The 15,869-nt window shown below is 30.9% G+C and carries 16 protein-coding genes; 2 read left to right on the plus strand and 14 right to left on the minus strand.

Translation table 11 applies throughout. The features are described 5' to 3' along the window. Window positions 1-37: 37 nt before the first annotated feature. Both bsdtw1_RS13440 and bsdtw1_RS13445 read right to left on the minus strand, forming a co-directional pair. Complete coding sequence (locus tag bsdtw1_RS13440) at window positions 38-757, minus strand: phosphatase (RefSeq protein WP_183278073.1); 720 nt, start codon at window positions 755-757, stop codon at window positions 38-40. Window positions 758-912: 155 nt separating this feature from the next. Further along, a complete protein-coding gene (locus bsdtw1_RS13445) occupies window positions 913-1,206 on the minus strand; it encodes a hypothetical protein (protein ID WP_183278074.1) in 294 nt (97 codons plus the stop codon). Between the two features lie 204 nt (window positions 1,207-1,410). Here bsdtw1_RS13445 and bsdtw1_RS13450 point away from each other — a divergent pair, with 204 nt between their 5' ends. Continuing rightward, window positions 1,411-3,129 (plus strand): methyl-accepting chemotaxis protein, encoded by a 1,719-nt coding sequence (locus bsdtw1_RS13450; RefSeq protein ID WP_183278075.1) that lies wholly within the window; start codon window positions 1,411-1,413, stop codon window positions 3,127-3,129. Between the two features lie 226 nt (window positions 3,130-3,355). Further along, window positions 3,356-4,561: an AGE family epimerase/isomerase gene (locus tag bsdtw1_RS13455; RefSeq protein ID WP_183278076.1), complete on the plus strand. Its 1,206-nt coding sequence runs from the start codon at window positions 3,356-3,358 to the stop codon at window positions 4,559-4,561. Window positions 4,562-4,922: 361 nt separating this feature from the next. Here the strand turns inward: bsdtw1_RS13455 and bsdtw1_RS13460 are convergent, their stop codons facing one another. The 12 genes from bsdtw1_RS13460 to bsdtw1_RS13515 form a co-directional block, all read right to left on the minus strand. After that, on the minus strand, window positions 4,923-5,267 hold the full coding sequence (locus tag bsdtw1_RS13460; protein WP_183278077.1) for a hypothetical protein: 345 nt from the start codon (window positions 5,265-5,267) through the stop codon (window positions 4,923-4,925). Window positions 5,268-5,539: 272 nt separating this feature from the next. Then, on the minus strand, window positions 5,540-5,989 hold the full coding sequence (locus bsdtw1_RS13465; RefSeq protein ID WP_183278078.1) for a helix-turn-helix transcriptional regulator: 450 nt from the start codon (window positions 5,987-5,989) through the stop codon (window positions 5,540-5,542). Between the two features lie 279 nt (window positions 5,990-6,268). Then, window positions 6,269-6,688: a YfjL-like protein gene (locus tag bsdtw1_RS13470; RefSeq protein ID WP_183278079.1), complete on the minus strand. Its 420-nt coding sequence runs from the start codon at window positions 6,686-6,688 to the stop codon at window positions 6,269-6,271. Between the two features lie 129 nt (window positions 6,689-6,817). Continuing rightward, window positions 6,818-8,194, minus strand: a complete 1,377-nt coding sequence (locus bsdtw1_RS13475; protein ID WP_183278080.1) for a glycoside hydrolase family 1 protein — start codon at window positions 8,192-8,194, stop codon at window positions 6,818-6,820. Between the two features lie 280 nt (window positions 8,195-8,474). After that, on the minus strand, window positions 8,475-9,857 hold the full coding sequence (locus bsdtw1_RS13480) for a DUF4179 domain-containing protein (protein ID WP_183278081.1): 1,383 nt from the start codon (window positions 9,855-9,857) through the stop codon (window positions 8,475-8,477). A gap of 1 nt (window position 9,858) precedes the next feature. Further along, window positions 9,859-10,419, minus strand: coding sequence for a sigma-70 family RNA polymerase sigma factor (locus bsdtw1_RS13485; RefSeq protein ID WP_183279811.1), 561 nt, complete (start codon window positions 10,417-10,419; stop codon window positions 9,859-9,861). A gap of 139 nt (window positions 10,420-10,558) precedes the next feature. Next, complete coding sequence (locus bsdtw1_RS13490; RefSeq protein ID WP_183278082.1) at window positions 10,559-11,452, minus strand: DUF1028 domain-containing protein; 894 nt, start codon at window positions 11,450-11,452, stop codon at window positions 10,559-10,561. A gap of 520 nt (window positions 11,453-11,972) precedes the next feature. After that, window positions 11,973-12,362 (minus strand): hypothetical protein, encoded by a 390-nt coding sequence (locus bsdtw1_RS13495; protein ID WP_183278083.1) that lies wholly within the window; start codon window positions 12,360-12,362, stop codon window positions 11,973-11,975. Window positions 12,363-12,367: 5 nt separating this feature from the next. After that, a complete protein-coding gene (locus bsdtw1_RS13500; protein WP_183278084.1) occupies window positions 12,368-13,051 on the minus strand; it encodes an ABC transporter ATP-binding protein in 684 nt (227 codons plus the stop codon). Window positions 13,052-13,057: 6 nt separating this feature from the next. Next, complete coding sequence (locus tag bsdtw1_RS13505) at window positions 13,058-14,371, minus strand: ABC transporter permease family protein (RefSeq protein WP_183278085.1); 1,314 nt, start codon at window positions 14,369-14,371, stop codon at window positions 13,058-13,060. Window positions 14,372-14,373: 2 nt separating this feature from the next. Continuing rightward, on the minus strand, window positions 14,374-15,459 hold the full coding sequence (locus bsdtw1_RS13510; protein WP_183278086.1) for an ABC transporter permease: 1,086 nt from the start codon (window positions 15,457-15,459) through the stop codon (window positions 14,374-14,376). A gap of 70 nt (window positions 15,460-15,529) precedes the next feature. Further along, window positions 15,530-15,835 carry a hypothetical protein gene (locus bsdtw1_RS13515; RefSeq protein ID WP_183278087.1) on the minus strand — a complete coding sequence of 102 codons (306 nt, stop codon included), beginning with the start codon at window positions 15,833-15,835 and terminating at the stop codon, window positions 15,530-15,532. Window positions 15,836-15,869 lie beyond the last annotated feature (34 nt).

The following is a 15,869-nucleotide window of genomic DNA, read 5'->3' on the forward strand; positions in this document are numbered from 1 at the left end:
TCTAATCTATAGTTTATATTATAATAAGCACATATCACTAAGGTCTATTCTTGTTAATCATCTTCTTAAACTCTTCAACAGATTGATTTATTACTAACTTCTCTGGAAAACTTACTTCCCTAAGCACTTCAAGTGTAAGATTTAGCTCACCTACGTGTTCATCAAAATGAGCATCACTTCCAAGTATTATTGGTGCTTCATACTTTTTACAAAGATTAAGCATATAAATACTATTCTCTCTTGCATTTTTCCTTTGATTTACCGGGTTTATTGAATTATTATTAAGTTCTAGTAAGGTGTTGTACTGTTTTGCACCTTGTACGATAACCTCGTAGTTAAGCGGGCAATCACCGTCATCTGGGTGACTTATAATATCTATCTTAGGATGCTTAATTGCTCCTAGCACAGCACTGGTATTTTGTTCTATAGTTCCATACTCGTAACAAAACTTATGAATACCAGCAATTCTAACATCTAATTTGTCAATATATCTCTCTTCTAAGCTTAAAGTCCCATTATAGTCTAAAATGTTTATCTCTGAGCCAAGCATTAGTTCCACTCCATACATTTCCCTTGGAACCACTCTTAGATTTCCAAAATAAATTTGTGCACAAGTTCCTGGTATCCCAGGTGCATGCTCTGTAATTCCCAAAAGCTTTAGTCCTTTTTCAGAAGCAGCTTTAGCCATCTCTCTAATAGTGCTGTACGCATGGCCACTTGCAATTGTATGTGTGTGAACGTCCAATTCTATATTCATATGAAAACTCCTTGTCCTAAGTCTTTCATATCATTATAGCACATTTTTATTCTCATTTTAACACTTGCTTTCTTTACAAGATCAGAGGCAAAATCATTATTAATGAAGAATTTCTATCATATTGTTACTTCTTTTAACATAAACTACATTTAATATTATTTCTTATCCGAATCTTTCTTTCTAAATAAAGATAATCCTCCAAACCCACTAATTATAGCTGTATAAAACCCTAAATCATACCACCAGCCTGTGTTATTGATCTCATAAACTCTAATTTTATTATTAAAGAGTTCACCTACAAGAGAAATAGGTGCAATCCACCCATGCCAGATTCCAGAGAAAAATCCAGCTGGATTTGATGCAGAGCGACTTCCATCACCTGGTACACAACTTACTAAAAAAGCGGCAGTGGTAATAAGGAGAATTGTGATTATTAATTTCTTTTTCATATAAATTTTACTCCTTTCTTTAAAATAAATTTCAGTAACAAATTCTATAATTAATATGTTCATAAAGCTCTTTCTATGCTGTGTATAACGTGAATTTAACTCACTTTGTCAAATTATAATCACCTAAATATTCCATTCAAGTTCAGTGCAAACTTTGTCGAAAAACTAATATAACTAATGATAAAATTTTTAAGGAGTGTTGTTATGAAATTCAATAAAATTAAGCTTTCGAACAAACTAATAATTGGTTTCTCTTTAATGATATTGCTAGTAATGTTTTCCTCTGCAATAGCCATATTTAGATTGAATGCCATAAATCAAAGTGTTTCTAGATTAGTTAATATCGAAAACAAAAAGGTTAGTCTAGCTTATCAAATGAGAAGTAGTATTAACAAGATAGCAATTAGTTTTAGAAACTTATCAATAAGTAGTAACTCTAATTATATAGCAGATCAACAAAAAATTATTAATGATAACAAAAAGCTATTCGAGGACAGCAATAAGGAATTAGGTTCACTCATCGTTACAAATGAAGGCAAAGAAGTATATCAGACACTTCAAACTAATGCAACCGCGGCCTTCTCTGCTTTTGATAAAGCTATGACTACAGCTTCACAAACTACCCTTACTAATGCACAATTAGAATCTATAATTAATGAAATAGATAAACCTCAAGCTACTTTACTTAAAAGTATAGAGGATCTTATAAGTTTACAAAATACTTCTATGCAGATTGAAGCTGAAAAAGGCAGTTCTACAACAGCAGCAGCATCTTCGCAGATGATTATGATACTTGTTGCAAGTATAGTGCTTGGTATACTTTTAACTTATGTTATTAGAAAAAGTATTGTAAAACAAGTTAAAGAAGTTATGAATGGATCAACAAAGCTTGCGGAAGGTAATTTTAATCTTCAGATGGAAGTTGCAGCTAAAGATGAAATCGGAAACACTGTTATAGCATTAAATGATGCAGTGGATAAACTAAACATAAGCATGCTTTCTATAAAAGATGAAAGTGAAAATATCCTTCAAAGCAGCGAAGTAACAAATACTTTATTTACAGAAGTAAGCTCACAAATCGAGCAAATATCAGCTGCAACTGAGGAGATTTCAGCCGGTATGGAAGAATCATCAGCAGCAGTTCAAGAAGTATCTTCGATGACTTCTAATGTAAGAGATGACATAAATACTACTGCTATAAAAGCTCAACAAGGTTTAGATATAGCATTAAATATTCAACAGAAAGCTACTGCTATAAATAAAGAATCCATTAGCTCTAGACAAAATGCAGAAAGAATATACAATGAAACAAAGATGAATCTTGAGAAAGCACTTGCTGAAGTAGCTGTGGTAAATGAAATATCAGAAGTAGCAAATAGTATCGATGCAATAGCTAGCCAAACTAATCTATTAGCTTTAAATGCCGCAATAGAATCTGCAAGAGCTGGAGAAGCCGGTAAAGGATTTGCAGTGGTTGCAGATGAAGTAAGAAGACTTGCTGAGCAATCTTCTCTTGCAGTTTCTGAAATACAAACAAAGATTAACGCTGTACTTAACTCAGTTGGCAAACTAGCAGGTTCATCTCAAGATGTATTGATGTTTATAGAAAAAGATGTTTTAAAAGATTATGAAAAATTAATCAAGATCAGCGACGAGTATAAAAAAGATGGGGATACCTTTAAAGAATTAATTGGAAACTTTGCAGAAGTTTCAAAAAACATTTCAAGTACAGTAGACCAAATCACAAAGAGCATGGATGATGTTGCAATATCTGTAACTGAAGTAGCCAAATCCTCAACTAACATAGCTTCAAGCATAGTTGAAGTTAGTGGCAAAAATGATTCAATCTTAGCTTCTTCAGATAGTAATGCTAACAGTGCATTGAAACTTGGCAAGCTTATACAGCAATTCACATTAAAATAATCCTTACATATTTTAGTTATGAAGTCTTACTGTTTAAAGGCACAACTATAAATCTAATACTATTTTAAAAACTCTGCTTTGTTTTGAGCAGAGTTTTTATATACCTTTAACTTTATGACTGAGTTTTATTTGTAATTTGACATCAATATAATTACTTTTTCACCATCAACTTAACGAATATATGGATTTTTAAGAGAATATATTTTAATGTTAAGGTGGTGAAAAAATGGTCAATAAGTCTGTATATAGCTCAGATTTTCAAAACCCTGAGTGGTTAAAAAATCATATTTTTAAAATACTCGAATTCTATTATCCAAAGTGCATGGACTATGAAAATGGGGGCTATTTTAGTTACTTTCTTGATGACGGAGCTGTTGGGGACTTTGAAACAAAACATATTTTAGGAACTGCAAAATTTATTTATATGTTTAGCATTGGTGCATTATTGGATAGGGATGCTTTGTGGTGCATCGAGGCGGCAGAGCATGGATTGAAATTCTTACAAGAATTCCACCTAGATAAAAATAATGGTGGATACTACTGGACACTAAAAAAGCAACAAGTGTCAGATTCCACTAAATATACTACTGGTCATGCCTTCGTTTTACTTGCCGCATCTAAGGCTTATGAGGCAGGAATACAGTCCGCTAGAGATATAATTGAGTATGTTTATGAACTCCTTGAGAAACATTTTTGGGAACCTCATCATGAACTATATGTAAATGAAATAAATAGAGATTTTACTATTACATCTCCATATCGTAGCCAAGAAGCAAATATGCATATGTGTGAAGCTATGATAGCCGCTTATGAAGCAACTTCTGATAAAAAATTCCTAAGGAAAAGTTATGAATTATCCAAATCTGTTACAGTAAAGCTGACCTCTAAATCTGGTGGTATGATTTGGGATCATTACGATGAAAATTGGCAAGTTGATTGGAACTATGGCAAAGAGTCCGAAGAAGACATTAGTTCTGCAGCTTTTATACCTGGATTTTCTATTCAGTGGAGTAAATTACTTTTAATGCTTAAGAGAAACTTCTCTCAAGATTGGATGGCAATAAAAGCTGAATATCTTTATAATACTACAATGTCAAAAGCAGTAGACAACGAATATGGTGGCATATTCTACTCCATATCTCAAAAGGGGGCTCCAATTGATACCGACAAATACTTTTGGGTAATGGCAGAGACCCTTGGTGCTTCCGCCCTTTTAGCTTCCGATAGCAAAGAAGCTTATTACTGGAATGTGTACACTTATATATCAGCTTACTGTGAGACATTTTTTATTGATAACGAACACGGCGGTTGGCACCAAATACTAAACAGAACTAACACTAAATATAATAATTTTAAAACAGCTATACCCAAAGTAGATTATCATCCTGTTGCAAATTGTTATGAGGTTATTAAAACTCTTATGTCAAATTAACTAATAAGTTTTCTTTTTATCATTATGAATTTTATGACTTATGAATTTTTATTTACTACAATTGTATACTATAAAAGATAAGCTTTTTAACTTTGCTTAGTAAAGGTTTATCCTTAACACTAGAGGCTTATACAGTAAAAAATAACTGCTAGTGATGGTTCGCCCAACTAGCAGTTACTTTTGTTAACCGAGTATTTAACCCTTTGTGTATAGGATAATCGAAACTTGATATTTTCATACTTTTCTAAGAATTCCTTGAATTTTTCGACCCATTTTACTTTCAACAAACACTCCATGCCAATGAGGCATAATCCCTTTTATCACCTATACCAATCCTTTTCCTCGGCATCCATTTATCTATTCATACTTTGCTTTTACCATAGAACCATCTTCCAAATAAATATCCTAGTCCCCACAGTGGTAAATAAATTACACAATAAAATAATGCTGATGAATTTAGACAGATTAATGATAAAAATGTGAATACCGCTGCCGAAATGCCTAATGATAAAAACACATTTAATTTCATTTTGCCTATAATAACTCCTTGTATTGCAAACAAAATAGGGAATATAAGCAAAAGTGCTAATATTAAAAGACCCATTTTATCATACTCTTTCATTCTATCATTTGAAAAAGAAAATACAGTTATTAACATCATAATAATTGATGGAAATAAGATTGCTATCGCATTTTTAGTTTTCATGATCTCCTCCCTGATTACCTTAAATTTATACTTATATATTGGTGTATACTTCTATATTCCACTGTTCTACTCTGCAAAATTTAGTGGCTATTTTATTAACTGTTAATGGAAACTATAGATAATCCAGTTCTACCTAATAAAACTAAACGCTCCTTCCTTTTACTAATAATAGTAATAAAATTATCAACATTATGTTTTATTTGGAACTGGTATATATATCACTTTGCTAGATACTTTTTGAAACTGATGTATCTATATACAGCCTTACATCTCTATTCTGTTAGTTCTTTAAATCTTTTGTCTATATATTCTATCTCGAAAGAGTAACAAATCCTTCTATTATCACTATCTAGAATTCTATAATGGTTGGAAATTATATTCTGTTGTAAGGTAAATCCTTTTTCACTTTTTATATTATTCCACCACACCTTTCCTCCAAGAGTTGGAGCATATTTTCTCTGTTCATTTGCAAAAGACAAAGATATAATAATTTCATCAATATCTCCTCCAAAAGTTAATTCAAGTATTTCACTATCTTTAAAAATAACACATGCTGCTATGGCTACCGACCAGCCTAAACTTGCCCTTTCCTTTTCAACCTGTACCAGTGTCTTTTTAGATATTCCGAGTATTTCAGCCATCTTATCTTGGGTATATCCTTTTTCAGTCCTTATAAGCTTTAGTTTTTCATCAACTTTTTTTATAAACTCTTCTCTTGTCATTTCGCTCACCTTTCACTTTTAAACACCTTTAATTTAGTTTTTAATGTATCTGCCTTTTCTGAAACTATATGAAGGATCTCTACCAGGCCGATAAGTTTAACTTTTTAGTGCATTACTTAAAAAATTATCATAATCACTTAAAATCCGTGGATTTACCTATAACTAATTTTTCTGTACTATGAAAACAGTTTAGTTTTCCTCTCTATGTGCCATTATTTAAGAAATATATTTTTAAAATGCACTTGCTGATTTCTTAATTAATCGAAAGTATCATCTAACTTAACCTCTTCTAAACATACTGCCATAAAAATATATAATAGAACTTAAAGCAAATAATATAAAGCTTACTTTTAGGGTATTCTCTAAAATTATTGGAGAATAATTAGTTTTATCTACATTTGTTTGTGGCTCTATATCACTAAGAACATTTGAAACAACATTTTTTTCCGTTGCTGCTATAGTGAATTTGTTATTATTTTCTTCATCATATACATCCGCAAAATAGTACCCTCCATATACAAAATTTTTGTTAATCGACTTAATCTCAAATTTTTTTATATGTAGGGAATCTGTCATATAACTTGTTATTTGTCTACTGGCCAAATATTTACTTACAGGATTTCCGTAGAGTCCATCTACAATATTCATCAAAAATAAAAGTATAGTTAAAATCAAAAAAATTATACTAGACCTTTTCAAACACCTCACTCTTGCCTCATCCTTTCAAACAATCATTACGTAAGATATAAAAAACATAAAGCACAAAACTCACCTTTAGTGTAATTTTACACTAAAGGTGAGTTTTGTTCAATATTTTTATCCCATTAATTACAATATTTCCCCATTTGATTCAGTCACTTTCTTAAACCAATCGAAACTCTTCTTCTTATATCTCTTTAGATCTCTTAATTCAGTTTCATCACGATTTACAAAGATAAATCCATATCTCTTCTTCATTTCACCATGTGAACTTAGAATATCTGTGCATCCCCAAGTTAAGTAGCCGATTACCTCTACGCCTTCTTCCATTGCAAGCTTCATTTCTTTTATATGATCTCTCAAATATTCAATTCTGTAATCATCTTCTACAGTATTATTTTCATTCAATTCTTCTCTAACACCAATTCCATTTTCAGTAACGAAAATAGGCATTCTATATCTAGCATACACCTCTTTTAATGCTATTCTGAAACCGATTGGATCTATTGCCCATCCCCATTCATTTGCATCCAGATGAGGATTTCTTGTTATTCCTTTAAATAAAGCAGTGCTTCCTTCTTCATCTGAAACAGCCTTTACTACATCACTTCTATAATAGCTGAAAGTTAAATAGTCTACTGTATTTTCTTTTAATAATTCTTCATCACCAGCTTCAAACACCGGTTTTATGTTTCTCTTATTCCATAGACTTGTTATATATGTTGGGTATTCTCCATGGGCAAATACATCAAAGTATAAGTCATTGAATAATTCCTTCACCTTTTGATTTGCTAAAGCATCCTCCGGCTTGCAAGTCATTGGATATGTTGTAGTATAAGCTACCATCCCACCCATTTTCGCATCAGGAATAATTTCATGTAACAACTTTGTAGCTTTAGCATGAGCAACAAATACATTATGAGTCACTTGAAAAGCTAATTCTTCCCTATTAGCACCTTCAGGTGTAGTTACTCCCCAATATTCGTTCATAATAAGTACTAAATTTTGCTCATTGAAAGTTATCCAGTACTTAACCTTATCTTTATATCTTTCAAATACAAGCTTTGCATAATCTGCAAATAGATCTACTACTTTTCTTGAAGCAAAACCATTATATTTTTCTGCTAAAGCATTTGGTACATCAAAATGATAAAGGGTTATTACTGGCTCTATTCCATTTGCTAATAATTCATCAAACAAATCATCATAGAATTTTAATCCTTCTTCATTAACTTCGCCTTCACCATTTGGCATAACTCTTGCCCATGAAATACTTGTTCTATATGAATTAATTCCTAATTCCTTAAATAACTTTATATCCTCTTTATATCTATGATAAAAATCTACCGCTACTGTCCAATCAGAAAAACCTTCCGGAATCTCCCTCTTATCAACTATCGAAACTCCCTTTCCACCTTCATTATAAGCTCCTTCGCTTTGAAAAGAAGTTACTGCACTTCCCCATAAAAAACCTTCTGGAATTATACCCTTATTATTTTCTCCCATAATTGTATTCTCCTTTTTATAATAATGTTGTAATCTTCAATTTAATTCTACCTCTCATTTTTATTCATTTGTGGTCTTGTCTATACAATAAATTTTAAATCCTCACATTTGAAACAACTAAATTTCGGAGTATTGCTCTTTTTCATATTAAAATAAGAAGTGGCATTAATACAGTGTTATATTAATGCCACTTCATTTATTAAATATTCTTATACTTCTTTTTTATTTCTTAAATCTAGCTAAGTTTTCATATTAATGAGGATATATCTTTAATATAAAATCAATTTATTTTACTTACTAAGTTAACCTCAATTGTATCCCCTTCTAATATCTTAGAAATTGGAAACCACCCCACTGAATACTGATAACTTTTACTACTATCAATATTAGTGAACTCTATACAATAATCATTGGGATTGTTTAAATCAGGTTTATACATCTTTATATTATTTCTTGACACTGTGATTTTGTCCTCTTGCTTATCTCCATTATTCTCATTTAAATGAATGATGTCTTGTATTTTCAAGGATTTTTCTGTACCTTCAATTGTGAAATAGAATTTAATAGTGCTACTACTTCTTACTATTTTATATACATTAACCTTTCCGTATTTTTTAAAATCAAATTCTCTCGTTGTATTTATATCAAATAACTTATCAGCAAAACCTAAGTCATTATGAGAACTTTCTTCATCTTCATTTATCACTTGACTTATATATGGTACAATATACAACTTTCTTGCACCCTTTTGTATAGGACTTAACTTTCCAACCTTTTCATTGCCACCATCAGATATTCCTCCCATGTCTAGATAAATATTACCTTTGTCATCGTAGCAGTAAAAGTTTACGAAATTCCTTTCGTCATTGTCTTTATCTATAGAATACTTTATATTTATATTTAACGGACTTGCTTTTATTTCATTAATATTCACTCTAAATTCTTTTTTGATCTCGCTTATCCCTAAATTCTCTTTAACTATAGTGTCTTGTTCTATCTTCTCTCTTGATACTGGCAACTGAAAATTCACCTTAACTTCTTCATCAAAGGTAGAATGGATATTAACGTTCATATTAAATCTTTTGGGCAAGACTTTCCCTACAGCTGCTTCATTTTCTAAAAGAATCACAGAAGTATTTTCATCTACTATTCTCTGATCAACATAACCTCCTGAAATAGCCCCTCTATCTATACCAGTTAAATCTGCACTCATAACAAAATCAACCTTATTATTAGATTCTGTTTGTTTAGCATTTAATCCTGGCTTAGATATTCTTAATGCAACTAACACAGTATCCTGGTCAGCCACAAGCTTATCTATAGTGAATTTATACCCTTTATCTTCTTTACTCTCACCTATATATTGAGAAAAATCCTTATACTCACTATAATATCCAAGTCTTCCATATAAGCTTTCCATAGCCGGTATATATTGAACTATTGTTTTTGCAAAGGCCGGTGTCATAATACTAGTTCCTATTATTAATGTTATTGAAGCAATTGAAGCAACCTTTATATACTTTTTATTGTTCTTAAATATTCTTTTTTTCAAAGTCTTATTTAGTTTTTTAATCTCTATCTCTGATAATGAGTCTTCAATTTTTTCAAATTCAGTTTGATCAAAATAAATACTATCAAATTCTTCATATATATCTTTTCCCATGCTAAAGCGCCTCCATTTCCATTGGATTTAATTTATCTTTTAAAATCTTTCTTCCTCTAAAAAGTCTATTTTTAATTGCTGGCTTAGTTAGGTTCAAAGCTTCACTTATTTCATTTATTGACTCTCCCATGAAATACTTTCTTATAAAAATATCTTTATCTGGACTTCCTAGAGTATCAATCACTTTAAGAAGCTCTTGTTTACCCTCATTAGATAGAATTTGTTCTTCTACCTGTTTCTCGTCTGCCAACATAAGATCTTCAATGTTGTATTGTTCTTCAATTTTGATTAACTTTCTTTTATAATCCAATGCATTATATTTACTTACAGCAATAAGCCAAGATGAGAATTTGTTTTTTGTTTCATCATGATAACTTATCTTCTCCCACACTTTAAGAAGAACATCATTTACACATTCCATTGCTTCTTCCCTTTTTGCACTTCCAACTATAGAAATAACAACTTTAAAGATAAGGTTGCTATAATTTGCAACTAAATAATCCAGTGCTTTTGGATTTTTATTTTTAAGCTCTTTAACTAAGTTGTCTTCGCTTATCTTCATCTTCACACCGTCCTCTCACTTATAAAGACGTAATAATTTAATATGGGGTCTCAAAATAACAGTATATCTCTCCAAATTACTTGCACAATAAAAAGCAGCATTAATACCCGAAAGTATCAGTGCTGTTTTTATAAATTCATTACTCTTCACTTTTCTTAGCTAATTCTCTTAAAAATGCCAATACTTCTATATCTATATTATCATCTTCACGATAACGCTCGTCAAAGTTTTCTGTAAGGTAAAATCTTTTAAGGCCATCTTTAAATTGATCATCAAACTTTTCATCTATTTCACCATCAAAATATCCAGTTTTCTTAAGTACTTCTTTAATTTCTAAGATCAATTCCCCTTCGATCTTAACTAAATTACCTGGTTTTGTCTTATAAAAATAGAGCTTATACAAATCAAGGAGCCTCTTTAATTCTTTGATTGGCTCTACATGATCATCTACTCTTAGATCAATATATCTATCATTAAACCCACCATAACCGCCTTTATCTTTTACCACTAGTAAGGCAGCTGATTGTTTCCCTCTACTGTCTCCACCTGCTGATTGAGCTCTGTCTAAAGCAGCAACAAGTCGTTCAGCCAAGTCCCCTTTTGTATTTTTAAAAGTATCTGCAAGAGCTTCTACAGTTTCAGGATTCACAAGTATATTCCCTTGGCATGCAAAATTTTCCCCTCCTATTCCACCAGCCCAGTTAAAGCATTCCTTACCTGTAAATGTAGCTCCTTTTCCTTTTGCATCAACAATACCTACTTGTCTATATTCTCTCTGCTCATCGTTTTCCAGTAGCTTTTCTAAAACCTTTTCTGCACTTAATCCTTCTTCTAATAACTTAAGGCCCTCTGGTCCAAAACTAGTATTGCACCAAGATTGAGTTGCTATAGCTCCTACACCAGCCTTTGCCCAAGGCACTAAAGCTCCTACCCCTAAAAACTTTGATTGTACTGCAACTCCCCATTCTTTTGCTTCAGGATCATACCCAACAATTGAAAAAGTAGCTACAAGATGATCTTTATTTGGAATCATTTTTTCATCCCCCTATCTATATAGAGATTTCCAGCTTTAATCTAAAGCTTATACTTTATAACTCTCTCCGTAATTTCTAGAACTCCGACTGTTATAAAACAGCTCTCAGATTAAATTGGTTACTCTTTTGCTTATTGCTAATTATATCTAAAATAACTAATTAAAAACAATATACATTAGCTACAGAAGAATATCAATATTAATATTAAATAAATTTTAATATTAAATAAATTTTATCAGATTATTTGTTACCATTTTAATAATTTCCATCGAATATCTTAGCTGTTGACACTAATTAAACTATATATAATTATGTATTAAAAAAATGTTGGTAAGGCTATCTTGAAAGATTTACACTTTCCTACGAAAAAAACAAGTTCTTTTTCACTATACTTTGTGGAGAATTCGTCTTTATGAGTGATTCATATACAGTAAAAAAGAGGTAGCTCTGATTATATAATCTGCTCCCTCTTAAAATTATAATTTTATAGTTTTATGTTTTAACATTTAATTATACTATTTACTTCTCCTGAGTACAGTCAATTGTATACTTCCCATTAGTTTTTTCTGGAGTAACATTTATCTTCCAATCACCAGCAACAGTCTTAAACTCTTTAACATCTGATGCATTGTCCTTACTAATATTACTCTCCCAAACATTATTTCCTTTTGGATCAGTTACAGTAACTTTAATCGTTCCCTCAGTAAGATCCCCTTTTGCTTGTATTTTAATATTGTCGTACCCGCCTTTTGCACTGAATTTTTTTGTTAAGCCTTCTGAATCCGCGCTCTCAAAAATTCCATTCATACTAGAAGCATTCTTAGAATGTGCAAATTTTTGAAAAACAAGTACACCTGCAGCTAAAACTACTATAACAACTAGACCTACTACATATTTCTTTTTCTTCATAAATATCACCCTCTACTTATAATTTCATTCTTGCATATCATTCCATCTTCGATGGTTATTATCCTATTACAGCTTCTTGCAACCTTTTCGTCATGAGTAACTATCACTATAGTCTTTCCTTCTTCATTTAAACTTCTGAATATCTCAACAACTTCTTCTCCAGTTTTTTTATCTAGTGCTCCTGTAGGTTCGTCAGCTAATATGATATCTGGATCATTTACTAACGCTCTTGCTATAGCTACCCTTTGACATTGTCCACCAGATAACTCCTTTGGAGTCTTGTTCCTTTTATCTGCAATTTGCAATTTCTCAAGGAGTGCTTCAATCTTCTCTTTTCTCAATTTTTTATTTACTTTTCCATACTTAAGTGGAATTTCAACGTTCTCATACACAGTATAATCATCAATCAATGCAAAATACTGAACAACAAATCCAAATCCCTTGTTTCTCAATTTTGCTAAAGCTCTTTGATTTAAATCTTGCACATTTGTTCCATCAAATAGATATTGTCCAGAAGTTGCTTTATCAAGGCATCCAATTATATTTAATAATGTAGACTTACCAGAACCAGAAGCTCCAACTATAGCTACCATTTCTCCCCGTTCTATTTGTACATCTACTTTTTTTAATGCTGTAACCAACGAATCTGATTTTCCGTATGACTTTTCAACTGCTGTAATATTAATCATAATTAGTTACTCCTTTCCTTTCAAAAGCGTATTTAGCTGAACCTTCATAACATCCATAATTGGAACAATTGAAATTAATACTGCAATAATCAAATTGAAAATTTGTAGCTCTATAAATGTTAAAACATCAAACTTTATCATCCCAGCTTTCTGCCCACCAATTATAAGCCAGTAGCTCACATAACCTGAAATTACTGCTAGTACTAGAATTTCATAAAATACTCTTATCGCAATATCAAATAAACTTGCACCACTCATTATATGCACTGCAAATTCTTTATATTTACTTCTAAGTGAATATATTGTGTTTGAAATAATTCCTATAGAGCAAACTCCTAACACTATTACAAATATTGTGTTTATTATATTATTCTGATCTTTAAACATTTGAGTAAAATTATCCAATTCTTTTTGCACACTATAGACCTTAAAGTTAAAAAATTTCATCTCCCTGGACTTTGCGGCAATTTCATTAGCAATTTTATCTTCTTGTCCTTTATATTTATTGTCAATAATAATCAAGGAACTTGTTATATGATTATAAACATCAAGTTTATAATCAGCTATCTTCAACTTATCATCCTCTACATTATTGTAGGCCTCTATTCCAAGCTTTCTTTGAGGAAATATAATAAATTTATTCAAGCTTGTCAAATTATTAAAAGTTATTTGGTCTGCAATAAAGTATTGATCTTTATCAAGAAAACCTACAACTTTAGCTTCTTTAACAACATCATTCTCTAAAAACTTAACAATATCATTCAGCTTAAATCTCTCTTTATAATCACTACCCATTATAATAGGGGTAATTTCTGTGGTATTTATATTTTTATAATAATCATTCGTCTGAAATACCTTTCCACTATCTAATCTTACCGGGAATATATCTAGATATCTGTCATCTATAACAAGAGATTGCAAGCCCTCATAACTTATATTATCTTTGCTCTTTGTCAATCCACCATACATCGGTTTGAACTCACTTGAACCATCAAAATCCAAAATATATACTAGACTCTGTCCATAAGATATATGTTTGAACTTATCTGAATTCTTTAAATAATTATCAAACTCTTCATACTTTGTTGTATCTCCTTCGTTTCTATATACTATATCATAATAATCATCCTTGTTTTGCAGTTTATAAATAATCTTGTTATCAAATAACTTTAATATTTTATTATTTCCGGAGCTTACTTGATTACTTAAATATATACTACTATATAAAAATAATAGCGAAACCGATAACTGAAAAACAGAAAGAAGTACAAACCTTTTTCGTTTAGCCAATCCTGATAATGCATAATTAAAATTCAGCATCTCTATCTTCCTTTCATAGCATCGCTAATATCAATTTTCAATGTTCTTTTAATAGGAATTAATGAAATTATAAGCGTAATAAAAGTAACCACTACCAGTGTTATAATTCCTGATAAAAAGTATACATTACTACCAAAGACTTGGCTTAGCATTCCAAATTTAATTATAATAAAATACATAACCTGAGAAATTAAAAATGCAATTAAACATATAATCTCAAATTCGCATATAATATCAATTGCTATCATAAAACTTGTACCGCCCAAAGCCTTTTTTACTCCTATTTCTTTACGCTTATTTGCTATGTAATTGTAAGTTATATTAAATATATTTAGTCCAATCACAAGCATAGTAACAATCATTATTATAATTGTAAACTTTCTATTGTAGAGTGCACTTGAGATTGAACTTTGAGATCTATCAACCTCTACCTTAGATAATGTAATTTTATTTTTACTGTTTAAATCTCTATTTAAATCGTTAAACAAAGTTTCAGTATCACTAGTTTTCCCATCTAGTAGCCAATAAGTGCCAATAGTTTGTATATTATTATATTTACTCGTAAAATAATCTAGCTTTATATAAAAAGTATTATCAAGTATTGAGGATCTATTGTTATACCCCATAACTCCAATAACCCTATACTTTTCGTTATTGTAATCTATATAACTTTCACCATTTTCAACGATCACTTCATCCTTCATGTCCTTACCAATTACGATTAAAGGTTCATTTTTACTAAAATCATTCTTGTCAAAAAACCTTCCACTAATTATTGGTACTTGCATATTCATATCATAGTTGTAAAAAATCGCTTTACCAGTGTAGATGCTATAAAAAATCTGTTCTTTTACTAAACAGATGTCTTTCTTACTTTTTATTACATCCATTAACTGATCTCCAGAAATTTTATCTGACTGATTTACATTAAATGCAATTGCTTTAGGTGATGTTAGTTGATTAAATTGTGCTGTATTCTCATACAAGGTTTGTACTGTATTTGTTCCTAATGATACAAATAATGAAATGGTAAATATAATTATAAATACGAAAATACCACTCTGTGTAAATCGTCTCCTAAACTTCATTTTCACTATCTCCTTAAAAAATTCGTTACAACAATGTAAATCCAGCTATTGCTGGATTTACATTTGTTTTTTAGTTGCTTCCTGAATATACCAAGTTGTAATCTACATAGTGATTGTGATATGCAGTACTTGAGAATCCTTCAGCTGAACCGCTTATACTATCTCTAGCAGTTTTGTCAAAGACAGTTCCTGCAACCGTTATTCTTACTCTGCATTGATGTCCAGAATTTGAAGTCCATCCCCATGCACTTAAGAAACCTAATGCATTTCTTGTTACGTCGCAGCCATAATCTGTAGCAGCACTTGCGACAGTTGGAACTAATATAACTGCTGATAATGCAAGTGCAGCCACCTTTGTTTTAAAATATTTTTTCATAAAACCACCTCCAAAAATTATTCTACCAGGTTTT

Origin of the sequence: Clostridium fungisolvens (assembly GCF_014193895.1) — a bacterium.
In the GTDB taxonomy this organism is placed as follows: Bacteria; Bacillota; Clostridia; order Clostridiales; family Clostridiaceae; genus Clostridium_AR; species Clostridium_AR fungisolvens.